The sequence below is a fragment of the Microcoleus sp. A003_D6 genome (assembly GCF_036702825.1).
Classification (GTDB): domain Bacteria; phylum Cyanobacteriota; class Cyanobacteriia; order Cyanobacteriales; family Microcoleaceae; genus Microcoleus.
Genome location: NZ_JAUBWA010000030.1, coordinates 25,990 through 50,207, shown reverse-complemented (window position 1 = coordinate 50,207; position 24,218 = coordinate 25,990). Strand labels below are relative to the sequence as shown.

The following is a 24,218-nucleotide window of genomic DNA, read 5'->3' as shown; positions in this document are numbered from 1 at the left end:
CAATGCTCCCCCCAAAAAACTCTTTTCAGAAAAAGCCTCCCCTCCCGCTGCGCGTTGTCCTCACAGTCCCCAACGCTCTGCTAATTTCGACTTTACTGGGTCTAATGGGATGGCTTTCCTTTCAAACAGGGCGGCAGACAATGAACGACTTAGTTGGACAGCTATTAGGGGAAGCTACCAGCCGCATCTCTGACCGCCTTGACAACTATTTGAGTGAGGGGGAAGGGGAAGGGGAAGGGGAAGGGGAAGGGGAAGGTGTTAACAAGAAAATTCTGATTCCTTCGGTGAACCAAGTTCCCTCCAATCAAACAGCCTCCGTGAGAATCAAACCAAATACGGAAAGAAATGGGCAATCTTCTCCAAAAACAATACTTCCTCAACAAAAAACCAATTCTTCTTTTCCAACCTCAACATTCAAATTGGAAGATTTCCGCATTAGCCCTAACTGTCAGACCTTGATTTTAGACAGTTCGGGACAATTAGTTGCTTTTTCACCAGTAACACAAACAGACGGTTCTGGTTATGTTGACAGCCATTCGCGAGAAACTACCTCGCGTCAACAACAACAAGTAATCCAGCTTTCAACAGAGTATTTGGTTAAACATTTTGGCAATCTCACTGCTATTAACAGCAGCGAAAATCTTAACTTTATCAAGAGTGGCTCCCGATACTTATTGCAAGTCAGACCTTTTGACAACTCCCAAGGCTTAAACTGGCTAATTGTGGCAGTTGTCCCCGAAGCCGACTTCATGGACAAAGTTAATACCAACACCCGCAACAATATGGGGCTCGTGCTGCTGGCACTGATTTTATCAATTGCCTTTTTGCTGTTCATTTCTCTCAGAATAGAACTGCGACTGCGACAGTTCATCTCGGCAACAGAGGCGATAGCTGGCGGCGATTTCGACTCAACAATTTCAGGCAGCGGCGTTGCCGAACTCGAAGCCCTAGCTAGAGCTTTCGAGGGTATGAATCGCCAGTTAAAAGCATCTCGCAAGCGCTTAGAAGAATATTCTGGCGATTTACAGCGCCAAGTCGCACAGAAAACAAAGGAACTAAAACAAGCTAAAATTGTCGCCGTTCGTGCCAATCGCGCTAAAAGTACATTTTTGGCGAATATGAGCCACGAATTGAGAACGCCTCTGAATGCGATTATCGGCTTTGCCCATCTCCTTGTGAACTCTAAAAAAACTGCACCGGAACAGCAGTCGAGTTTAGATATTATCAATCGCAGTGGTGAGCATTTGTTGAAACTAATCAACGATATTTTGTCGCTGTCTAAGATTGAAGCGGGTCAAATTACCCTCGAATCAAATGCTTTTGACTTGTATAGCTTGCTCGATGACTTAGAACGGATGTTCCAACTCAAAGCTCAATCTAAAGCTTTGCAACTTGTTTTTGAACGCAGTTCTGATGTACCGCAATACGTGCGAACTGATGAAAGTAAGCTGCGCCAAGTTTTAATTAATCTGTTGGATAATGCTGTAAAGTTTGCGGAAGTTGGTAGGGTGAAGCTGACTGTCAAACTCCTTCAGTCTATGACTAACAAACGGCTACCCAAATTCTTTCTCCAGTTCTCTGTGAAGGATACAGGTCGAGGCATTGCGCCTGACGAGGTTAGCAGTTTGTTCAAGCCGTTCGTGCAAACTGAAACTGGCCGGAAATCACAAATGGGGACGGGTTTGGGATTGCCAATCAGCCGTTCCTTCGTCAAGTTGATGGGTGGCGATATTCAGGTCAAAAGCCAATTAGGGAAAGGAACGGTTTTTAGTTTTTACATTAAAGTCACTCGTGCAACTAAGAGCGAAGTTTATGGCCAACTGCCCCAAAAACAAGTCAAGGGGTTGGCATCCCACCAACAAAAGTATCGCATTCTGGTAGCGGACGATGAGCCGGCCAATCGGTTGCTGTTAACTCAGATATTGAAGTCGGCTGGCTTTGTTGTGTGGTTCGCGGATAACGGAATTGAAGCTGTTAAGTTGTGGCAAAAGTACAAGCCGCATTTAATTTGGATGGATTTGAGGATGCCGCTTTTAGACGGTTTTCAAGCCGCCCAAAAAATTAGAGCTCTGCCTAACGGTTCTAATACTAAAATTATTGCTTTGAGCGCTAATGCTTTTGTTAAAACCCAGGAACTCGCCATGTCGAACGGCTTCGATGACTTTGTTGCCAAACCGTTCCGAGAGGCAGTAATTTTTGAGAAGATGGCGCTTCACCTGGGTGTTCGTTATATCTATGAGGAGGAGTCGCCGAGGAAGTCCAGAGAGGATGAGCCGGCCCAGCAACTGACTCCTGAATCGCTGTCTGTGCTGCCGAGGGAGTTGATTCACAAGCTTTACAAAGCTGCGGCGTGTGGAGACGAGCAAGTTGTAAGGCTGTTAATTGAGCAGATTCCCCGCTCCCAGAAACAAATTGCTGGGGCTTTGACCAAGTTAGTTGACAGTATGAGCTTAGATATCATCAGCGATTTGACTCAACACTACCTTTGAATGCTAACTGCTGGAGGCTAACTGCGATCGCAGTTATAAAAGGCGGTTCTCAAAGTTCTTTCAAGGATTAGTCTACAATAAGCCGCAGTCCACTAAGATTGTTAAATCAACACGTTGAGTGAGCGTGCTTAAAAATAGATGAGCAAAATTATTGCGCTGTTCAACCAGTCAGGCGGTGTCTCCAAAACCAGTTTGACAATGAATTTAGGCTACCATTTGGCGAAGCGGCAGCAAAAAGTCTTGTTAGTAGATATGGACCCCCAAGCCTCACTTACCGCCTTCATGGGCTTGGAACCATCTGAGTTACAGGAGACTGTCTACGAGTCCATTATGAACGGTTCTGACGCGGCGCTCCGCAAAAACATTCACAACATGGACTTGCTCCCTTCTAATATTAATTTGAGCGGAGCAGAGCTGGAATTGGTGGTGGCTGACATGAGAGATAGTCGGCTAAAAGAAGTCATTGACCCCCTTAGCTCGAACTATGACTTCATATTGATAGACTGCCCTCCTTCGCTAGGCATCCTATCCTATATCAGTCTAGTTGCCTCCACTCACGTCTTAATTCCGATTCAGACTGAATATAAAGCTCTCAAAGGAACCGAATTGCTGTTGCAAACCATTGCTCGCGTCAGGAAACGCGCTAATCGGAAATTGCAGATTGCTGGAGTGATTCCGACGCTGTACGATCCCCGTACTGTACAGGCGTTTCAAAGTTTGCAGTCAATTACTACTTCTCTGGAGAAGATTGCTGCGATTTACCCCGCCGTGCCTCGGACTGTCGCTTTCGCCGATGCGTCACAGCAACACGTACCTCTGACCGTGTACAATCCAAAACATCCAGCCGTCACCGTACTCGATACTATTGCACAAGGACTCTTAGCTCTGCGATGAATCAAAAGCGCGACAATCAGCCTTATCAAATCAAAGGGGTTGAGGCTCTGTTAGGAACCAGCGACAGCGAAGATGCCGCATCCTCCCTAGTCTCCATAGACAAAATTGTCTTGCCCCCGCAGCAACCGCGCCGCTATTTCGATCCGACAGCCATGCAAGAACTGGTGGAGTCAGTCAAGCAGCTAGGGATTCTGCAACCGCTCCTGGTACGCCCAATAGATGGCAACAAGTACGAATTGGTGGCTGGAGAACGGCGCTATCGAGCCGCTTCATCGTTAGGTTTGACTGAGATTCCTGTTGTGATTCGGGAACTGACAGACACAGAGGCTCTGCAAATTGCACTGCTGGAGAACTTGCAGCGGGAAGATTTGAATGCGATTGAGGAAACCGAGGGGATTCTGCAATTGCTGGCAATGAAATTGAACTCTACTTCATCGTCAGTTATTGCTTTGCTCGGAGCGGCCGCACACCCAGAACGCGCCGGTGTGGATAACGTTATCCACAGCTCGGAGTGGCAAATAGTAAGCGATATATTTGCACTCGTCGGGAAGTACACTCCAGAGAGTTTCCGAACCAATCGCCTCCCCTTGCTGAACCTGCCAGATGATGTGATTGGAGCGCTGCGGAAAGGACGGATTGAGTATACCAAAGCCAGAGCGATCGCCCGAATTAAGGATAGCTCAGAGCGCTCCCAATTGTTAGAAGAGGCGATCGCTCTCGACCTCTCTCTGACCCAAATCAAACAGCGAATTGCAGATTTAAAAGCTAAAAGTATAGGTCCGGCGACTGCACCGGATCACTCGCTTAAAAGCCGCGTAGATGCAGCTTATGGCAGAGTGAAAAAGTCTAAAGTTTGGGATGATCCCAAAAAGCAAAAGAAACTAGAGAAGCTGTTAGCTGAACTGGAAGCATTGGTGGGTGAGGGATTGGAAAAATGAAGCGGATCTTAAATTAAAGCTACTGACGATGCAAATTGGTAGATATCCGGCGAGCGTCATCATTTAGGGAGAAGCTTGGCAAAAAGGCAGTCCAAATAGCAATGAGGAATTTAGCCGCTACATGGCCGTGAGTGGCTATTGTGTTAGCAATTGATTACCGCCACGCTTCCCAGTAGCGGTTTCGGACTCAGTTGGAGGACGTAGAAGCCGCTCTGTCGTATATCAAAACCCATGCCGATGAGTGGGAAATTGATATACGACAGGATTGCTCTGATGGGAAGGTCAGCCGGTGCCCATTTAGCATCGCTTTATGCTTATCGTCCAACTACAGTTCCAGTTAGAACAGTAGTGAATTACTACGGGCAAAATAACTTGCTCGGAGGATATTACGATCCACCTTTTCCCGACCCCCTAAACGTCCGAGCCATTCTTCGTGACTTTCTGGGAGGAACCCCCAGCAAATTAGGAGAGCTTTACCGTCAAGCTTCTCCTATCAATTAGGTTAAACCCAACCTTCCCCCTTCTCTACTGGTTTATGCAGGTCGCGACCATATAGTTGAAGCCAAGTTTGGACGATCTCTCTACGAACAATTACGAGCCACTGGAAAACGTGCGGTAATGCTCGAAATTCCTTGGGCTGAAAACGCCTTTAATGCGGTTTTATAATGGTCTGAGCAATCAACTGGCGTAAGGATTCAGGTCTAAAAACTTGCGGCTCCAACGCTTGTCTGGTAAGGGTTTTAGGGCAAAATAATGGTTTTTGTCTTTCGTGGTTAATTGTCAATAAACGAGGAAAAGTGACAGTTTTTCGCGGTTTATTGAGAATAGAGATTGATTTAGTATCAAGCTCCAGATCTAAAGTCTTTGCCCAGCAAGGAGTTCAGTGACCTGAATCCTTACCAACTGGCTTTGTATTACACAGAACGCTTTTTGGCTTGGGCACTGAAGTCTTCTGATTACCAACCAAAATAAAGAAAAATCATCAAAAACTAGCCTAAAAACCTGCTCGACTAAAGTTCAGGGATGAAAGGCACCAGTAGACTTTAAATTATGGCTGCGTAAATTTTTAGCAGGGAGCTGATACGTAAATGAACACGTAACAGCCGTGAGGCTCCCAAAGCTTTATGTCCCCAGCTTCAAGACGCAACAAGAGACGCCAACTTCTGCAACTGTACGGAAACCGCTGCCACTGGTGCAACAAGTCGATGCAGAAATCAGAAAGAACTATCGAACACTTACTCCCGAAAAGCCGAGGCGGGTCTAACGCACTCTCCAACCTGCGTTTAGCCTGCTTCAGTTGCAATAATTCGCGTGGAAATAGCCTGTTCCCTCCTCCCGGCAAGAATTTACGCACACAAGGATCTCAACCACATGAGAAAATAGCTTAGGATTTTCGCACGATCGCGAATTTTCCTAGCTAATAAACAAACTAACTTGCTCCTCAAAAAAGTCGCATGGATGACCTAGATGGACGGTTAAGCGCTCTAATTGCAGAGGTGCGTCAAAATCCAGCTAACAGTAGAAAATGGCGAACAGCCATGCACAAGCTGTTATTGGAAATTCAACAACTACCAGGACTCAAAAAATCAGCCCATCAAGATTATCCTGAAGCCCTCAATCGTACTTTTGAATGGGTTAGTCGCGAACTTGCTAAATTTGAGCCGCCCCAATCTTCTGTTTCAAAAAGTTTGGTTAACTGGATTAACGGCTACCTGGGTTGGCGAATTCAAGATTTGTATTCTCCTGACAAAGATGCTCCTCTTAGTTTAGATGCTCCGCTCGCAGCAGATATTGGGGAAACAACTCGGCTCCAACTATTAGCCGATTTTACGCTCAGTGGGTTGGATGGCATGATCGAAAATGCTCAGAAAGAAACCACTCAGCGAATTGGTCTCGAACTAGAACTTTACATAGAGCAAGATCCAGAAGGCAAGCTAAAAAATAGCTACCCTCGTTCTTACCCGGAGTGCAACTGCCAATTTCTCAGTAAAAGAAGAGTGGTAAAAGACCCTCCCGATAAGTTTCAAGACTTAGCAAAAGAGTTAAACGTTAAGTACACAACCCTGAATTCTCACTGGAAGAGAAAATGCGAACCATCGTTGCAAGAAATAGCCCGCACTCTAGGATATAAACAGGAACCACAACCATGAACATCGCAGAACTACCTCTGTTAACCGTACCGCTAGACTTAAAAGCTCATGAAATGGCGCGACAGTTGGCAGCCGTTCAAAGTACAGTCCAAAAAGGAAAACGAGTTTACTTAAATGCACTGGCAGTTTACGCAGTTCACAGCTATTTAAAATGGCTGCAAATTGAAACAGATTTGAATGGTTCCGATAGCTTCAATCCCGCCAAAACGGCGCTAGCTAATGTCGCTGACTTGGTAATGCCTGGCATTGGCTCCTTAGAATGCCGCCCAGTTTTACCTGGTGAAACAACCATCTTCTTACCCGAAGAAGTAATAGAAAATCGGATTGGATATGTGGGAGTACAGTTTAGCGATCGCCTTGACTCCGTGCAGTTATTGGGATTCGCTCCGATTTTAGATAGCTCAAACCCACTCCAACAAATAGCAGTAGCAGAACTGATGCAGATCGACACTTTAATTGAACAGATTACTCGTTTAGAAGAAGCGATCGCCTTCTTAGAAACTGACGATCCAGTGGCGGTACAGGTGCGATCTCAGATAGAAACTCAATCGCGGAGCAATATTGTTGCCCAATTAGAGCGTATTTATCGAACTTGCGAGGAGTACGAGTGGCGGTATGCAGCGGGAGAGATGTTAGCTGGGAGTACCGCAGCAGGGGAGTTTACTCGTGAAAGTGCAGACAGCGCCGACACTGATTTACAAGATTTAGCGGAAGCACTGCTGGAGAAGTTAGCAGAAATATGGAGAGATGCTGCGTAATTTTGGAATGGATAGCTGATGTGTATATGTAGTCTCCCCTTCGTAACCTGTAAAGAATATGGCAAAAGGATTCGGCCCGAAGACAACTCCCCAAGCGACCAAACGCCAGAAAGCTTATTTCAAGCTGATTCAAGCGCTCCTCAACTGTCCTCGCGGTCGAGAACTCAAAATTTTAAGAAAACACCCGCACTTGCTTGATGTTGGCTTGGTGGAAATGATGGAAATGGTAGCCACAATTCGTGTAGCACAGCGGGAGTTTTCGGGTGCTAATTTGTTGATCGAGCTTGCTGATTTTTTAACGGATAACCTGGAATTGGACAGGAATTTTTACACAGGAAGTGATGGCTCACCAGTAACAGGCACTTTTGTAAAAGCTCCGGCCTTCTTGTGGGAAGTATTGCGAACAATTCTGCTAAACCCAAGTGACCAATTAGCTGCTTACCAAATACTAGCAATTAACTCAGACCAACTGAATGAATATTTTTTGCTGCAATTTGGCCTCTGGATAGATTGTACGCTTCTAAAGTCTGAGCCAAAAATAAAAAAAGCGATCGCGATCGGTATTGTATCTTTCTGCAAAATGCTCTGGCTGTTTCCACTGGGCAATAGGGCAATTAACCTGGAAATTGCGATCGCAGGTTTTGAAGGATCTGCCAAAATTTTCACTCGTGAGGCTTACCCACAAGTTTGGTTGCACATCCAAAGTGATTTAGCCCCTGCTTACCGCAACCGGATTTTGGGCGATCGCTCCGAAAACTTTGAAAAAGCCCTAACGGCTTGTACTAATGCTTTGCAAGTTTTCACTCGCGACACTTCTCCTCAAGAGTGGGCGATGGTGCAAAATAATCTCGGTCTTGTTTACAGTGACAGAATCGTCGGAGATAAAGCTGAGAATTTAGAAAAGGCGATCGCCTGTTTTGAAACAGCCTTGCAAGTTATTAGCCGCGATCGAGATCCTGAACTTTGGGGAACGCTGCAAAATAACCTCGCACTTGCTTACACTCGCCGAGTTGAAGGAGAGCGATCGCAAAATTTCGAGCAAGCGATCGCTTGTTATCAAGTTGCCTTAAAAGTTCGCACTGATTCTGATTGGGCTAGTAGCCAATTTCACCTCGGTCTTGCTTATAGCGAAAGGATTTTAGGGGACAAAATCCAGAACCAGGAACGGGCGATCGCAGCCTACCAAGCCGCATTACAAATTTATACTCCCGAAACCTATCCAGAAAGATGGGCTAAAACCCAGTTAGATTTGGGTTTTGCTTACCGCAAATTGGCACAAATTGCTAATGCTTTAACCTGTTTTCAAGCGGCCTTAAAAGTCTTTACACCTGCTTCCTTCCCTAGAGAGTGCATCGAAACCGGACTTGAGTTAGGAAAGGTAGCATTAGCTACTCGCAAAAAGGCAGAAGCTTTTGAAGGTTTTGAGATTGTAATTGAAGCTGTAGAGATGCTCAGCCGTTGGGGTGATTCTGAATCTTTACATCAAGAAATTCCTGCAAAGATTTCTGCTTACACAAAAATAGTAGCGCTTTGCATGGACTGTGGAGAACTAGAAAAAGCTAGAGAATATGCTGAACGCTCAAGTTCTCCTGTTATTTTAGACATCCTAGAAAATGTTCATATCCAGCAAATAACTTCAACTTCACAGTTTCTTATTAAAGTTTTAGACACCGTTGCCAAAAGCGAAAATAATCCGCAAGCTTTGTACGAGATTCTCGAAGCAAACCTAGATAAACTGGACAACAGTTTTGTAGAACGATTAAGTATAATAAAGTTTGATATATCTCAATTAGGGCCAGGGGAAGCAATCAATTTAGCGGCAAGAGTTCTCAACTTTAGCAGTCTGATTGAAGATTTCCCCAAAGGCAATGCAGAAAACAACCGGAAGATTGCTAAGACAGGCTACGAAGTTGCTGCTACTGTTTTTACCGAAGAAGACTTCCCCGAACAATGGAATTTTATTCAACATAAAATCCGCCCTAATTTACCAGTGGAATTATTGGAACTTATTTCCGAAAATCAAGGTAAAATTCGAGTTGATACTTTACTTGAACACGAGCGAGATAAAATTGAGAAGTATTTTGTTAAAACAGCGCAAAAACTTATATCGTTGACAGCTAACCCAGAACCCATAGACGAACTTTTTATCAAGTGGGTACAGAAAATATTTCTTGATGCTAACCCAGAGCAACTTGACGAAATTTTTGTTGACGAGATGCCAGATGAAGACGATGCTATGCTATCCGAAGTTCTACCTGAAAAAAGAAAAGAAATTGCTTTGGGTATTTGGGTTTTAAGCCGGCGCATAAGCGAATTCAAAAAAGGTAATGAGGCTAATAATTTAGAAATTGCGATCGCAGGTTACAAAATTGCTGCCACAGCCTTAACCCGCGAATCTACTCCTGAAGAGTGGGCGCTTTGTCAGATGCTTCTCGGCATGGCTTATCGTCGCCGTTTTAAGGGCGATCGCGCCGAAAATCAAGAACAAGCCATCGCTTACTGTCAAGATGCCCTACAAGTATATACCCGCGAAGCTTTTCCGATAAAGTGGGCAACGATTCAAAATACATTGACTCTTGCCTATGACCACCGAATTTGGGGAGATCAGTTAGAGAATGCAGAATTGGCGATCGCGGCTGGCGAAGCTGCAATGGAAGTTCGCACCCGCGAAGCAATGCCTGAAGAATGGGCTGAAGTGCAAAACAATTTGGGCATCGTTTACTGCGATCGCATCTGCGGCGACAAGGCGGAAAACTTGGAAAAAGCGATCGCCTGTTATGAAAATGCCCTATTATTCCGCACCCGCGAAGAATTTCCTCAACTTTGGGCGCAAACTCAAATGAATCTTGCCTCTGCTTACCGCCATCGACTTCATGGCGATCCGGTAGAAAATGTTGAGAAGGCGATCGCAGTTAACCTCGAAGCATTGCAAGTTTACACTCAAGACGAGTTTCCCGTAGATTGGGCTAGAGTAAAAATGAATCTGGCTAATGCTTATTTGGCTAATGCTTATTTGCATCGACTTAAGGGCGATCGAAATGAGAATTTGGAAATGGCTATCGCACCCCATAAAGCTGCTTTAGAAATCTTTAACCAGGAGGATTTTCCTAGAGAGTGGGCTATGGGTCAAATGAATCTAGGCAGTTGCTACCTCAACCTCGATCGAACAGAAGAGGCGATCGCTTGTTATCAATCAGCAATGGCCGTCTTCACGCCAACTGCTTTCCCATTTGAATGCTTGAAGGTTGGAGAAATGCTGGGAAACAGAGCATTTGTAATGGGAAATTGGAAATTAGCCATTGAGGGATATAGTATCGCGATTGAAGCTGTAGAAACCAGCCGTACTTGGGCCACTTCTGAATCTCGCCGCCAAGAAATTCTATCAGACGCGATCGACATTTATGCAAACATCGTGCAAGCTTGTATCAATAATAAGCAATTAGATAAAGCTGTTGAATATGTAGAGCGATCGCGCTCTAAACGCCTCGTAGACTTGATGGCAAGTAATGATCTCTACTCAAGTGCAGAAATTCCGGCTGAAATTCAACAGTATTTACAGGAGTTTGAACGACTACAGCAGCAAATTGACAAGGAACGAGGGCGCAATCAACCTAGCAAAGATTTTGATAATAGTAAACTTGATAACAGCCGTGCTGCTGTCAAAGCTTACAATCAAACAATAGCTAATCTGGAAGCTGAAAAACTCCTAATTTGGGAACAACTTCGCCGCCTAGATCCGGTGCTGGCTGGTCAAATTCGAGTCAATCCTCTCAACTTCCCATCCATCCAGCAACTTATCGATAAACCCACTACTGCAATTCTCAGCTTTTACACCACTGTTAGCGACACCTTTATCTTCGTGGTGCGGCAAAACCAAATTACCCTGCAAAGTTGCGCCGATTTAGGATTGGAGGCTTTACACGGGTGGATTTTCCAGCAGTGGTTAGAGCAATACGTTGAGGATAAAATTTACTGGCAAGAGCAATTGAGTAGGATGCTAGCTGAAATCGCCAACTTTTTAAATTTGAATGATTTAATAGTATGGCATTTAGAGGGAATTCATGAACTCATTATAATTCCTCATGTCGCCCTTCACCACATTCCCTTTGCTGCGCTGCCCATCGGAGATAACCGCTATTTAGGAGACAAATTTCTCATTCGTTACGCGCCCAGTTGCCAGGTGTTAGAATTCTGCCAGCAGCGTCCCTCATTCGACAGTAACCTTAATTGTGGCACTGTTGAAGATGCGACGGGCGACTTGCCTTGTGCCAGCTTTGAAGGAGAGCAACTCGCAGTTCTTTATAGAATCCCAGACAATCAACGCTTAAAAGGTCGCCATCAAGCTACAGTTAGTAACTATCGAGAACTGGCGCGAACCGTCCAAATCCTTCACTCTAGCCACCACGCCCAGTCCCGCCTCGACAATCCCTTAGAATCGACATTAATTTTAGGAGATGGCTGCATTACTTTAGGTCAGCTAATGACTCCTGGATGGCGTCTCCCTCTGTTGTCGGATGTATTTCTTTCCTGCTGCGAAACAGGATTGGGATTGACTGAAATTACTGGTGACAGCCTCACCTTTTCTACAGCTTTTTTATCAGCGGGAGCTAGAAGTGTTATCAGTACGCTGTGGGCTGTCGATGATTTAGCTACAGCACTTTTTTCGATTTTTTACTATCAAGAGTGGCACCAGGGAAAGAATCGCCCAGAAGCTATTAGACAAGCTCAAGTTAAATTGCGCTCGCTTACTGGCGATACCCTAGCTGCTAGTTATAAACCCCAACTCACAGAATTTTTGAAACAGAAACTTAAAGAAACCGAGGTACTCCGCAAAAAAACTAAGGCCAATCGAGATGCTTGTTCTGTAGATTCCTCAGACTATCAGCAATACGATGAAGAATACAAAAAGTATAATATAATTGGTAAACAAATTTATCTCTTTCTCAAAAATTCATTAGATAAATCTTGTCAAGAATCAAAGCCTTTTTCTCACCCTTTTTACTGGGCCGCTTTTACCTGCACTGGGATTCGGTAAAATAGACTATTCATTTTGATTCCTAGATACTGTATCGCAGTATTTAAACCATATTTCCTTGGACTAGGAGTGTCAGACGAAAGTTAACAGTTTCGGTGAGTTTCCCCATTGTCTTGTATTCGATTACCATCCGAACAGATTTACAGCGGGAACCGCTGTAATGCGGTACACTTAATGAATCCTCAACATTTAAGAAATTAGTTTGTTAATTGTTGCTACTGTACCTCATAAAAGCGGGAACCGCTGTATCTAAACTTAGCGCACCAAATCAGCCAGCAGCCCCGACGCTTCTCGCTGCAAGCTCTGCCGATTGTCATCGTAGCAATTAAGGACGTTCGAGCTCGTATGGCGGCTCAACTTCTGCGCCATTCGCGTATTGCCGTTGCTTGCATCTAACAGCGTCGTAATTGCAGCGTGGCGTATTCTGTGCGGGCTGATTCTTTTAGGAATTCCCGCAGCGGAGCAAGTTGAGAAAACAAGCTTATAAATAGCGTACCCGCTCAACCTCAACCCGTATTCCCGCTTTGTCAAAGCGATAAATAAAGGCTCTTGGGGCATTGCAGCTCCCCGCACGCTCAGCCAATCAGAAATCGCGTCTGCCGTCGCGTTGTGCAAGTCAATTAGCTGCGCTTGAGTTCCCCTACCTTTGCCGTAAATGTTCAGAGTTCGGGCCAGCGGGTCAAAGTCGCCTATATTGGCACCGCCGATTTCCCCCCGGCGCAACGCATTGTCCCACAGCAGCCGGAGAACTGCATAGTCGCGCTTTCCCTGGGGTGTACTCCGGTCAGGAATGGACAACACCGACTGCATCGCCGCCACATTCTCAGAAGCAACTCGGCCAAACCCTGTAGTATCCCGGTAAGGAACCACCTTCTCTCCTTCAACATCTACTAAACTCCACTCGCACTCGCCCACCTTCCGAGCAAAATTCACCAAACTTTTGATAGCCGCCAGCCGCCGATTAATCGTCGCTTCCTTGAGTCCCTTGTCGATTAGTTTGGCTTTATATTTGAGAACCACCGCGACAGCGGCGAAGCGGTTCAGCCGTAGAAACTCGCGTACCAATGCCGGGTGCGGTTCCTGCCCTGTCATTGTCGCAAAGAAATCGTACAAGTCTTTCTCATAAGCACGCCTAGTGTTGACAGAGCGCTTGGCAGCTAACAGCTCTGCCACTAGGTCGCGCGTCGAAGCTATTTCTCCAAAGGAATTAGCAGCGTGTTCTAAGTCCATAGCCGGCCTGATAATTTGGCTTTCCAGACCAGATTACCCTCATTAGGGGTGCAAATTGACGGTGGAATTGCTTGCTCTGTCAAAAAAGAGGAGAATCGTCAATGAGGAAAGTAGGTGCGCGATCGAGCGCTACCTACGGAAAGCAGCAGGACGATCGCGCCTATCGTCCCCCAAAATACTCTGTTTCAGTTTTTAAGCCTTCGCAAAAAAGGTGTCGGCAGACAATCGCTCGCTCGGGAGCAACCAACTTCCCTGTATCGTAGGGTTTAGGGCTACCCGAATAAAAATGAGATTATTGGCATGAAGAGGCTAGGCTATGGAGTTATCTACTACCACCACGATAAACCGCGATCGCATTCAAGAGTACGCCCTTAAGCTACGCCAGGGGAATTTTTTAGAAACTTTGGCTTTGAATGTAGCAATGGGGATTCATGCCGAAATTACTAAAAGGGATGAAACATTAGAAGGCTTTAGTCCTAAGTGTGTTGATGAACTCGAAATTTTTCTCAAACAGCAAATAGTTGATGATGCTTTCTACTTGACAACAGCCGAAGAGATATTGAATCATCAGAACCCCTGGCTTCAGACAGGTAGAACTGAGGAAAGTTTATGGAAAAAAGTGGCTCTTGATTCAGCTTTAAGTTTTCTAGAACCGTTAGATTTATCTAATAGAACACTAGATGAATTAACGGCTATGCTGGGGCTGGCTTCAAAAACAGTTCCCGCAACAGAACCTCAGCTATTTATCAGCAACACAATCACTCAAGTGCTCACTTCAGCCCCTCCAAGAACGGCTTGTAAATCATTACTACGAATCTGGGATTGGCAGGAAGATGCCCATAAAAATGTGTTTTTTCGGGATAATTACAGCAAGGGTTTTGTCGAGTTAGCATTAAAGGATAAAGACCCGGTTACTAAAGAATATTTTTACTTTACAGGCAAGGCAGCCTGGGGAATTATTGAGGAATTTGGCAGTTTGGGGAAAGATACCGCCAAACTCCATTGTTTACTATCTGCCTATATTTTTCGGCAACCTGCGGCCTGGAGAACTGAAATTAAGTTAGCTGGAACCGGGAAAAATGGCGGTACTAACTTAATAGACTTAATGGGTTGGGGTGAGCGTAAAGATATGACCACTTCCCAGAAGTTACTCAGGATAGAGCAATGTCTGAAGCTTCTGAGAAGGCTGGACGCTACCATTAAATGGAATATCGGGAAGCTAGGATGCGATATGAATTCCCTCATTTGGGACGTTGCTGTGGAGCGCTATGGGCAGCGTAACATTTTCACAGATGAAATTGATGAACCAACAGAAATAGTAGCCTTCATTCGGGCGGGGAGATGGACTGAGTTTTTTTTTAATAAACCTGGAAAGAATGCCACGCCTCCAGTTGCCTTATATGAGTTTGGTTGGATTTCAGAATCGACGCTGAAAATGAACCCGTATCATGATGAGCTAGCGTTCTTAATCGCCATCAATATAACAACAGAAAGCGCCATTCATACCAATGGGAAATACAAGGTTAAGACCGTGCTAGAGATGGCGATGCCGAAAAATGAGATTGAATCGGCCCGTAAGGATCATCGCTACGCTGGCAAGCTGAAGCAACGTTGGGATAAAGCCTTAATGCGACTAGCCGAGTTAGATTGGCAGATTATATATGACTCTGAAACCTACCCAGAATGGTTGCATCCCGGAAGTACAACAGGTAAACCCAAAGATTGCAAAAAAAGAATTATTGATTTACTCCTAGAAGCTGGCGTCACCATCAAGCCTCCCGGTAAAATTCCAGCCCTGATAGCTGCTAAAAAATCAGAATCTTTGCCCCTGAAACGGAAATCAGCATCTGCTGCCCCGTTAGAGTGGGAACCGATACAGAAGGCTTGTGAAGCAAAGGGGTGGACGAAGCAAAGTATCATTGCCGAAAAGCTGGGCATATCTCAGCCGCTAGTCTGCCAACTTCAGAAGGGAAAGCGGATCAGCCCCCAAACAGCAGCCAAACTCAGGAAAATCCTGCCTAAAGTGCTACCGGAACTCTCGATCTAAAACATCATCATCAGTTCAAATCACAGCCCAGCCCGTAATAAAGGCTGGGCCTTTGCGTAATAAGGAAAAAATTAGCTCTAAACAAGCCTCAATTCCTTACAGGGCAAGGCTTAGAAAATTATTACAAACACACCCGGATCTGGTGACAAAAACACCCGGATCTGGTGACAAAAACACCCGGATCTAGTGACAACTAAAATTTGAAACCTATTATCAGCAACCATTTCAGCGTTTTATTACGCCCTGATTAACCTAATTATCTTTGATCGGCGTGCAAGCAGGGATTTTCAGAGCATGAGAAAAAGAATGGTTAGTCTCATGCAAGAAATAGCCCGATGAAGATTTCGATCGACAGAGCAAGTATTGGGGTGAGCTATGCTAAATTCTGAACTAGCCCTCAATGAATGGCTCAACAGTGGCGTAGACCCCCACATTTTCGCCCTCAACGTCCGCCCCCTTAGTGGCGACGCCCCCTACGCCTACCTCCTCTACGAAATTAACGCCGCCTCCGGCAGAGTCCACCCCGATGCCCAATGGCGGTGGGCCAGAAAGCACTACAGCCATATCGAAGCTGGTGGGTGGTGGTGTTCGGGACTTGACCCCATCAACGACTGGCAACCCATGCTGTGGGGCTGCTTCAAACCCGATCGACCCCGCAACAGCTTCGACCCGAACGGTAAAACCAAGCCCGTAAAATACGAACACCCCCCCAAAACCCCTACCAGAGCCTTCTTCCTGCAAGTCCCGGACCGCATCTGGGCAAAAGTCGCAAAACGCTACGGCGTCCCCATCAACCCCATAAACCATGAGGACTTAGAGATGGGGAACACAGGAGCGGGGGAGACGGAAGACAAAAATCCCCCTTCTGCCCCTGTGCCCCCCTGCAACCTCATGAACCCGCTTCTATTCTGGCAATGGGTTTGGCTCAACAACATCCCCGTCATCATCGTCGAAGGCGTAAAAAAAGCCGCCTGCCTGCTCACAATGGGCTACGCGGCCATTGCCCTCCCCGGCGTCACGATGGGCGTCAGAACCAAGAACGCGCTAGGGGAGAAGTGCAGCCCCTATCTCATCCCCGAACTCCATCACTTCGCCACCCCTGGGCGGGAAATCTGCATCGGCTTCGATCGCGACAGCAAGCGCTCTACCGTCCTCAACGTCAACCGCGAGATTGACAAACTCGGCCGCCTGTTCACCGCCGCCAAATGCTCCGCCAGCGTCATCACCCTGCCGGGACCAGAGAAAGGCATCGACGATTTCGTGGTAGCCAGAGGCGAGGACGCGCTCATTGCCCTCAAAAACGCAGCACAAGGCTTCCATTTTTGGCAGGATAGGGAATCATGGGTGCTGACCTATCCCGCTTCTTACAGGCTAAATTCTCGGTATCTGGGAGAACTCCCCTATCCAGAGACTGGCTTAGCCTGCATCAAATCCCCCAAAGGCACCGGCAAAACCCGCTCCCTCGCCCACCTGGTTTCCCACGCCCTCAACACAGGCGAACGCCGCGTGCTAGTCATCACCCACAGGATTCAACTCGGCCGCGCCATCTGCGCCGGGCTGGGAATCAACTACATCGACGAAACCAAGGACTCGCCGGAAGGCAAATTGTTCGGGTACGGCTTGTGCGTGGACAGCCTCCACCCCCACTCAAGGGCCCGTTTCAACCCCGAAGACTGGGAAGGAGCGATCGTCCTCATTGATGAGTGCGAACAAGTCCTCTGGCACGCCTTGAACTCCAGCACCTGCCGCGAAAACCGCGTCGCCATCTTGCAAACCCTGCACGAACTCATTCGCACCGTCTTAACCACCGGTGGCCTGATCGTTGCCCAGGATGCTGATTTATCCGATTGCGCGATCGACTACTTGAAAGCGCTTGCTGGCATCCCCCTCGAACCTTGGATTGCCGTCAACGAATGGAAACCTAAAAAAGAGCGGGACGCGATCTTCTACACCACTCAAAGTCCCGCACCACTATTCGCTCAAATGGAGCAAATTCTCTCGGGAGAAATCACCAGTTGCGACCTTGAAAGCCACGCCTTATGCTGCCCGCTCGATCGAGAAAACCCCCACATTATGGTTGTTGAAGACTCCCAAAAAGTCAAAGGAAAATGGTCGTGTCGCAACCTAGAAACACAATTGCAAAAACAATTTCCTGACAAGCGCATTCTCAGGATTGATAGCGAGTCAGTAGCCGACCCCAACCACTCCGCTTATGGCTGCGTTGAGAAACTTAATGCCACCATTCAAAACTACGACATCATCATCGCTAGCCCCACCATTGGCACAGGAGTTAGCATCGACATTCGCGGTTATTTTACAGCCGTATTCGGCATTTTCAAAGGAGCAATTGCCGTCAACGATGCCCTGCAAGGTCTCGCTCGCGTCAGGGATGAAAATGTTCCAATCTTTGTCTGGACAGCGCCCTTTGGCATTGGCAAAATTGGCAACGGCAACGCTTCTTACCGAGCTCTCCTCGCTTCCCAGCAGAAGGTTATCAAAACCAACATCCGCTTGCTGCAAAGCGTTGACTTCGACATCGACGCGGCCCACGACCCAGTTCACCTGCGGACTTGGGCAAAAATGGCTGCTAGAATCAATGCCGGAATGTGGCATTACAGGGAGGCAATTAAGTACAGCTTAAAAGCTGAAGGATTTCAGGTAAAACTGTGCCGAGAAAATCAGCTAGAACAACTCCTTTTAGAGGGATTAACGCAGCAAATAGCAGCCAGCGCGGTCAAAAACTGGAAGCTATTGCAGCAGCTTGCCCAGAAGGTTGATGCTCAGTTAAATGAATTAACTCTCCGAAATGTTGGAGCTGCTCTGGTTAAGAAAGAGGCTGAGTCAATTCAGCGAGAGAACCGCAGGGTAGAAGCGGATGCTGTTGCTGATGCTCCTGATATTACTCTGTCTGAGTATCTGAAGTTGAAGGACAAGCGCTCCAAGACAAACGGCGAACTCAATCAAGAACGCAAGTACCAACTGCAAGAGACTTATGGTGTACCACTAACGCCTGAGCTGAAATTGAAGGACGACGACGGCTGGCTGCCTCAAATTCGCCTGCATTACTATTTGACCCATGACCCAGAGTTTGTCAGGAAACGAGATAAAAATCACTTGGCGGGGCATAAAGAAAGAGGTCAAGGGAAGGTTTGCCCGCAAGATTTGCGCTTCCTGAAAGCTTCTGTGGAAGCTCTCAAGAAGTTGGGGCTGATGGAGTTCTTTGACTCAGACAGGGAGTATCGAGGGACTGACCCGGAGGTGATAGCCTTTGCTCAAAGGGTCAAGCAGTATTCTGCGGACGTGAAGGATTTTCTGGGTATCAACGTCCACCCTAATGCCCAGCCAATGGAGGTGGTTCAGTACGTTTTGAAGGGGAAGCTAGGCTTTACCCTGCGACGGGTTCGCCAAGAAAGGTCGGAGGAACGAGATGCTTTGGGCAAGTCCAAGCGCATTCGAGTTTATCAGTTCCAGTTCCCCAACGACGGCCGAGCGGCGATTTTTGCAGCTTGGCAGCAGCGGGATGAGAAGGCTATCTCTTTGGCAGAAGCCGTGGCTCCCTGTTTGGAAGGGGTTCCTGGCGGCACAGGGTCGGATAAAGATATAAAGATATCGGGGGGTGTGCCACCAATTGATGAAGCTGCGAACGCAGGACACTCATTAAAGGTGGGCGCGCTTGTGCGGTTTCTTGGTGAGGTTCAAAAATATGTGGTTAAAGCTGTCTCAGGCGCTCGAGTGATGGTGGAATCGTTGCTTTCGGGTGCGATCGTCCACACTTGCGATCGCCGCTTGGAGCTGGCGGATTGAGGAGCAAGGTGAGAACGCTGCCAAAAAGTGCGATTAGTTTAGTCCCAGTGCGACCTGAAAAGGATCGTCTGTTCCGCAGAGCCTACTCTGCTAAGGACTTCACAGCCTTTACCCTCATGTAAAAGACTCATCTGAGTCCGGCCGCGTCTCAGTACAGTATTAGACGCTCGCGGCGCCGGCTCGCCGAAAAAATACTTTTCAAACGCGATCTCGACGGGAACTCGCGGATGGAACGATCGCGCTCGCCTATGTGTGCGGTTTCAGACTATATTGCCTCGAAAGACGGCTATACCCCTGTCGCAGGAGTTCTGTGGAGGGCGCAGATCCCGATCTTCAAAGCAAGTAATGCTGCGAGCGATCGCCAATAAACATATCTCAAGCCAATAAATAATAACTCCGACAGGTATCCGGTAAAAACTTGAAAGATTCCAATCCCTCACAAGTTAAATTAGAGATTTGTTTGATAGAGGATATCGTCTTTCCAAACGCTTCATCTCTGTTGGCATATCTGTCAGTTGTCGCGCGAGCAGCAATCGCTGCTAGCTAGCCTCCCATCATATCTTTGAAGTGCGTGAATATCAGACGATTGTGCTTGCATCCGCTTGCAATTAATGCAGGCTCTAATATTAGAGATTTTAATTTATTAATTTAAAGAAATGTCGCTCTGCAATTTCTCTATCGAGAAATTGGTCTGAAAATTTATCAAAACAAATCAGGTGCAATAGATGCACAGTTAAAAACTCATGTCAATCCCAAAAGGAAAGCGAGATTTGATTTCGACCCTGCCCCTAAAACAGTTGAAGGATATGCCGCCTGCAATTGAATTTCCTGTAAACTTTGCCAAAATTCATCCCCCGCGCTTTAACTGTGGCGAAATGGTGCGCTGGACGGGTGTTAGCGAAGAAGCTGACAGAGGAATGGTTATCGGCAAATTTTACAACTACGAACAGTGTCAATGCTGTTGGATGTGGTGCTACATCATTTGCCTTACTCCTGATTCCAAAAGCGCAACGTGGTGTCAGTTTGATACTGCCTGGGAGGAAGATTTGGAGAAGTTTGAGGATGATAAAAAAGCAGCAGAATTTGACCGATAGAGAACGCAATTTGATTGCAGCTTACAGTCAATGCCAATTGCGAATGACACCGAGGCAGTTTTATGCAAAGTGGGGAGTGAGTTATGAGGAAATCGCTTTTATTTGTTCTCGTTCTGATTCTACAGTGCGGCGTTGGTTTAAAACGGGTAAAAATCGCAGATTTCCTACTGCTGTCGATTTGCGTCATTTGGCTTTAATGGATTTTTTGCTGGAGCATTTTGAGGAAATTCCAGAGACATTGGTGGCTTTCCTGTGTCCGCCTTGCGAAGAGAATAGCCTGGATTAATAGTGGCGCGTATAACGGAAAGACTGTTTAGGGCAACGACTGTATACGTTGTCGCAATCATATACTGCTGACTTGTTTTAACAGTTTTGGTGGCTGCTATACATCAAGCTTTTTCAGCATCAAAAGATAATTTGAGCTGGTTATAGCACAAACCTCGTCAAATATCAATGTCACCGTGACCTGTCTTTGACAAGATTATTCAATTACTGTCTTGGCAAGCAATCAAACAAGAGCACAATCTGTTACTTTTACTGCTGAGGTACTAAAATGACCTACTCTGAAAAATTGCACCCGTGGTGTATCATTAGCCTGCTTCCTAATTGTCAGCGTGTTATTGTGGCACGATTTCGTAAGAGAAACGATGCAGATGATCATCTACGGGTTTTGCAGCGATTAGTGAAAACGCGCACATTTGTGATTATTTTTGACATGCAACCAAAGCCTACTGTGCCTAAAGAATAACGGCGAATGCAGCGAAGGTTTGAAATCGAATTAATCGAGATACCTGCGTTAGTTGAATCAACCGACTTTCCAGCGATTTCTCCCAGCGACAGAACCTACTGATAGCTGGGAGAATTTTTTATATATTTTACTGATTATCTACTAACTACAACTTTTTATCATAGTGTTGATTTACGCTCTAGAGCGATCGCATTTGTACGGAGAGTTACAATTGCCTAAGTAAATATGCTCTGATTGATAGCTGTGCAATCGTAACTGCTCAAAAACCGCTGAAAAAACACAATAACCGCTGGTAAATTAGTGAATAGCAAGGCTAGAACAACCTAAACTCGCTGGCTCTCGTTCAGATTCTCTAAAATCACCAGCGGTTATTGAGTAGTTACGTGCAATCGTAGATGTGGCTAATAGTAATATAGCTTGCGAGCGCAATAGATATTCCTTCTCTATCAATACTTCTGAATTTTTGCTAGTTTTTTTGGGAGATGGCTCTGGCGCAAGGTTCGTAGGTGGCTAATGTTGCGCTGAGTTTTTCGATTTCTTGCCATAGCTCTACTATCAAGGCTTCTTTTGCCTCGTTCGATAGTTGCTTTAAGTCCGGGAGTTTTTCCATTCCTTTATCTAATGTCTATCTCGTCTTCTTGTCAAGGGGGTTGAGCAATTACAATCAAAGAATCAATAGAGACAAGTGCGACCGCATCTTGTCGGACAGATAATTAATGGGAATTAATTAAGGAATTTCTTGGGAAACACGCTTACCGTTAAAAATTTACAAAAAATAGATCGTTAAAAGCAAGGCCGCGATCGCGGCAATTTTTGAGAATAAGCTGCACTTGCTTGTACTGCGAATCCAGCCATGACCCAAATAGAACCAAATTCCGAACCAACTGGAGAGGAGATTCCACTTTCAGCTACTCAAAAAGTGGGTGAAACCATCAACAAAACTGAGAACACTTCACAGAGTCCTGACTTACTTGATGAAGGAGAATCAGAACCTTATGAATTCAATCAAAGCACAATCAAAATCCACATAGTTATGCGACCAGACGATGGGCATCCAGAAGGGCGAATCGTAGAAATTACAGCAACGAGCCATGATGACTTACCACTATTAGTACAAGTTAGAGAAAACTCGATTGGAGCTTGGCCAAACCATTTACAAGAATTGCTCCAGCGGTTAGCCTCTAACCTACCTAACCGAAAAGTGAGCGCTCAAATTCGTTCTTCTGTTGGTCAACCCCGGAAACAAGCCAAACCAAATCTTCAAAATCCTGCTAACCACCCCGTCAACAAAGGTGAAGCTGGAGTACAAATCCCCCTGTTTTAAAGAGGTAACAATGAGTCTAATAGAATATGAAGGCAGGCAAATCGAACTGCCCAACGAAATTACTGCAAATGATGAAAAATTGCTAGAAGTCCTACTTCCTTACTTCCCTGAATTAAGCGAAGCTACAATTGAACGAAAAACAGGTCAACCCATTAAAATCATCAAACAAGCCAAGACAAAGGGTGTAGAAGAAGATTGGAAAAAAGAACTATGCGTACTGCCCACTCCCCATTCCCCACTCCCCTCACTTGTCTCCGCACCGGAAGAACCGAATCAAGCTGTCCAACTCACTTGGGCTCTGCAATGCGACTCTATCAGCGGTTGTGTTACTCCGCTAACCTTGGCAAGTCGGGCTCAAGAACTCTCTGACGCGATCGCTCTGGGTGAGCAAGAACTACAGCGATTTAGAGACACTCTCAAAAAACTCAAACTTGCGCCAGCTATTGCTTGTCTCCAAATTCCTCTTAATTTTTAATGCCTGCAACCATTTTGTCTGTGTCGCAAGCCATTGCCGCTTTGCGACACTCCTACCCAGTAACTAAGCCACTTGAAGCGATTGAATTTCTCAGACAAACGCTCAATAGCGCTCAAATTCTCAATCTTTACCAGCACTTTTTTTCAACTGAATTTGCTACCAGTACCAGTTCTATTTACTCGGATACTCCTGATAATCATAGCCCCCGCGAATTAGAATTTTTCCGTCTTCTTGACAAAACAGAACTTATCCCGATCAGCCCCTGGCAATTAGAAATAGCACAAGAAGAACGCCTCGACCAACTCCTGATTGAGTCTTGGGGGTTGGATTGGTTGAGCTATGAAGATATTGATTCCTTAGCTCCTGAATGGCAAATCCTGCTGTCTCTAAGTTTTGAAGGACTAAATTGGCTCACTGAAAATGATGTGAAAGATTGGTATGAACAAGAATTTGAAGTTTCATTTTCTCAGATTTTACCACCAGATAGTATCAATCATCAGCAATTTCAACAGTTTTGCTCTCTGGCTGAATTTCCCGTAAAAGGGGTGCCAATTGTACTGAGTTTTCTCAATTACTCAACTGATAATATTTGGCTTGACTGCTGCGTTCAACACGAGTATCAATTTGGAGAATGGACAGTCGAAAACTTGATATTTTTATCAGAACAATGGCAAAGTGCTAAAGAATTAATAACCCAGGCTCAACAGGTCATTGACTGGCTGGCTACTGACCGCCATCGACATTTTCAGCAAATTATTGAACTCTGGAACAAAAGCGCTTTGTAAATTTGAATTACCCCTGAATCCGAATAATTACGAGTGAACCAGCAACCGCTAGTGCGGTTGTAGTTGTTGGAAATTGAGGTCTTAATTATGACTGAAACTCTAACAGCAACCGAAAGAATTGCACGTCTTAATGACCAATTACGTCAAGGAGATACCAAAATTGGTGAAATTCGGATTACTCAAGCTGTAAAAGCTCTTATTCCCGAACAGCAACAAAAGTTACTGCAATTACTAAGAGATTTTAACAGTTTTGAAGCTGGCAACAACCCCTACGGAGAACGAGATTTTCTTAGCATTCAACTTGACAGTAAAAGCTATTTTTTCAAAATTGATTATTTTGACAGGAAAGCATGGCTGGAAAATCAGGAAGTTAGTTCAGAATGTCCAGAAGACCCCGACAAAACTTGGAGAGTTGCTACCCTAATGCAGTCGAACGAATATTAATTT

The 24,218-nt window shown here is 45.8% G+C and carries 18 protein-coding genes; 16 read left to right on the top strand and 2 right to left on the bottom strand.

The annotated features are described in order from the left end of the window. The first annotated feature begins 2 nt into the window (after positions 1-2). The 8 genes from QUB70_RS11070 (at position 3) to QUB70_RS11035 (ending at position 12,264) form a co-directional block, all read left to right on the top strand. A complete protein-coding gene (locus QUB70_RS11070) occupies positions 3-2,489 on the top strand; it encodes an ATP-binding protein (RefSeq protein ID WP_332980291.1) in 2,487 nt (828 codons plus the stop codon). Between the two features lie 138 nt (positions 2,490-2,627). After that, positions 2,628-3,383 (top strand): ParA family protein, encoded by a 756-nt coding sequence (locus QUB70_RS11065; protein WP_332980290.1) that lies wholly within the window; start codon positions 2,628-2,630, stop codon positions 3,381-3,383. After that, the gene (locus QUB70_RS11060) at positions 3,380-4,321 is read left to right on the top strand and encodes a ParB/RepB/Spo0J family partition protein (RefSeq protein ID WP_332980289.1); all 942 of its coding nucleotides are present in this window, start codon (positions 3,380-3,382) and stop codon (positions 4,319-4,321) included. Before QUB70_RS11065 ends, QUB70_RS11060 begins: the two co-directional genes overlap by 4 nt. A 237-nt stretch (positions 4,322-4,558) precedes the next feature. Further along, positions 4,559-4,822: a hypothetical protein gene (locus tag QUB70_RS11055; RefSeq protein ID WP_332980287.1), complete on the top strand. Its 264-nt coding sequence runs from the start codon at positions 4,559-4,561 to the stop codon at positions 4,820-4,822. Between the two features lie 623 nt (positions 4,823-5,445). Continuing rightward, entirely contained in the window at positions 5,446-5,709 is a 264-nt protein-coding gene (locus tag QUB70_RS11050; RefSeq protein WP_332980286.1) for an HNH endonuclease, read from the top strand. A 66-nt stretch (positions 5,710-5,775) separates the two neighbouring features. Beyond that, positions 5,776-6,471, top strand: a complete 696-nt coding sequence (locus QUB70_RS11045) for a hypothetical protein (protein ID WP_332980284.1) — start codon at positions 5,776-5,778, stop codon at positions 6,469-6,471. Next, the gene (locus tag QUB70_RS11040; RefSeq protein ID WP_332980283.1) at positions 6,468-7,229 is read left to right on the top strand and encodes a DUF1822 family protein; all 762 of its coding nucleotides are present in this window, start codon (positions 6,468-6,470) and stop codon (positions 7,227-7,229) included. The genes QUB70_RS11045 and QUB70_RS11040 overlap by 4 nt, the downstream gene beginning before the upstream one ends. A 58-nt stretch (positions 7,230-7,287) precedes the next feature. Continuing rightward, positions 7,288-12,264, top strand: coding sequence for a CHAT domain-containing protein (locus QUB70_RS11035; protein ID WP_332980282.1), 4,977 nt, complete (start codon positions 7,288-7,290; stop codon positions 12,262-12,264). Positions 12,265-12,519: 255 nt separating this feature from the next. Here the strand turns inward: QUB70_RS11035 and QUB70_RS11030 are convergent, their stop codons facing one another. Next, the gene (locus QUB70_RS11030; RefSeq protein ID WP_332980280.1) at positions 12,520-13,494 is read right to left on the bottom strand and encodes a tyrosine-type recombinase/integrase; all 975 of its coding nucleotides are present in this window, start codon (positions 13,492-13,494) and stop codon (positions 12,520-12,522) included. A gap of 409 nt (positions 13,495-13,903) precedes the next feature. Between QUB70_RS11030 and QUB70_RS11025 the strand changes: the two genes are divergently transcribed. The 4 genes from QUB70_RS11025 to QUB70_RS11010 all read left to right on the top strand — a co-directional run bounded on the left by QUB70_RS11025 (position 13,904) and on the right by QUB70_RS11010 (position 20,725). After that, positions 13,904-15,541: a hypothetical protein gene (locus QUB70_RS11025; RefSeq protein ID WP_332980279.1), complete on the top strand. Its 1,638-nt coding sequence runs from the start codon at positions 13,904-13,906 to the stop codon at positions 15,539-15,541. Positions 15,542-15,916: 375 nt separating this feature from the next. Next, positions 15,917-19,345, top strand: a complete 3,429-nt coding sequence (locus tag QUB70_RS11020; RefSeq protein ID WP_332980278.1) for a plasmid replication protein, CyRepA1 family — start codon at positions 15,917-15,919, stop codon at positions 19,343-19,345. A 743-nt stretch (positions 19,346-20,088) separates the two neighbouring features. Continuing rightward, entirely contained in the window at positions 20,089-20,439 is a 351-nt protein-coding gene (locus QUB70_RS11015; protein WP_332980276.1) for a hypothetical protein, read from the top strand. Next, a complete protein-coding gene (locus tag QUB70_RS11010) occupies positions 20,408-20,725 on the top strand; it encodes a helix-turn-helix domain-containing protein (protein WP_332980275.1) in 318 nt (105 codons plus the stop codon). The genes QUB70_RS11015 and QUB70_RS11010 overlap by 32 nt, the downstream gene beginning before the upstream one ends. A 928-nt stretch (positions 20,726-21,653) precedes the next feature. Here the strand turns inward: QUB70_RS11010 and QUB70_RS11005 are convergent. Beyond that, the gene (locus tag QUB70_RS11005) at positions 21,654-21,797 is read right to left on the bottom strand and encodes a hypothetical protein (protein ID WP_332980273.1); all 144 of its coding nucleotides are present in this window, start codon (positions 21,795-21,797) and stop codon (positions 21,654-21,656) included. 243 nt (positions 21,798-22,040) lie between these two features. On the opposite strand from QUB70_RS11005, the gene QUB70_RS11000 reads away from it, so the two are divergent. The 4 genes from QUB70_RS11000 to QUB70_RS10985 all read left to right on the top strand — a co-directional run bounded on the left by QUB70_RS11000 (position 22,041) and on the right by QUB70_RS10985 (position 24,215). Next, positions 22,041-22,511 (top strand): hypothetical protein, encoded by a 471-nt coding sequence (locus QUB70_RS11000; protein WP_332980271.1) that lies wholly within the window; start codon positions 22,041-22,043, stop codon positions 22,509-22,511. Positions 22,512-22,521: 10 nt separating this feature from the next. Further along, the gene (locus QUB70_RS10995) at positions 22,522-22,986 is read left to right on the top strand and encodes a hypothetical protein (protein WP_332980269.1); all 465 of its coding nucleotides are present in this window, start codon (positions 22,522-22,524) and stop codon (positions 22,984-22,986) included. Further along, positions 22,986-23,771, top strand: coding sequence for a hypothetical protein (locus QUB70_RS10990; RefSeq protein ID WP_332980268.1), 786 nt, complete (start codon positions 22,986-22,988; stop codon positions 23,769-23,771). Before QUB70_RS10995 ends, QUB70_RS10990 begins: the two co-directional genes overlap by 1 nt. Positions 23,772-23,858: 87 nt before the next feature. Next, positions 23,859-24,215, top strand: coding sequence for a DUF3768 domain-containing protein (locus tag QUB70_RS10985; protein WP_332980267.1), 357 nt, complete (start codon positions 23,859-23,861; stop codon positions 24,213-24,215). Positions 24,216-24,218 lie beyond the last annotated feature (3 nt).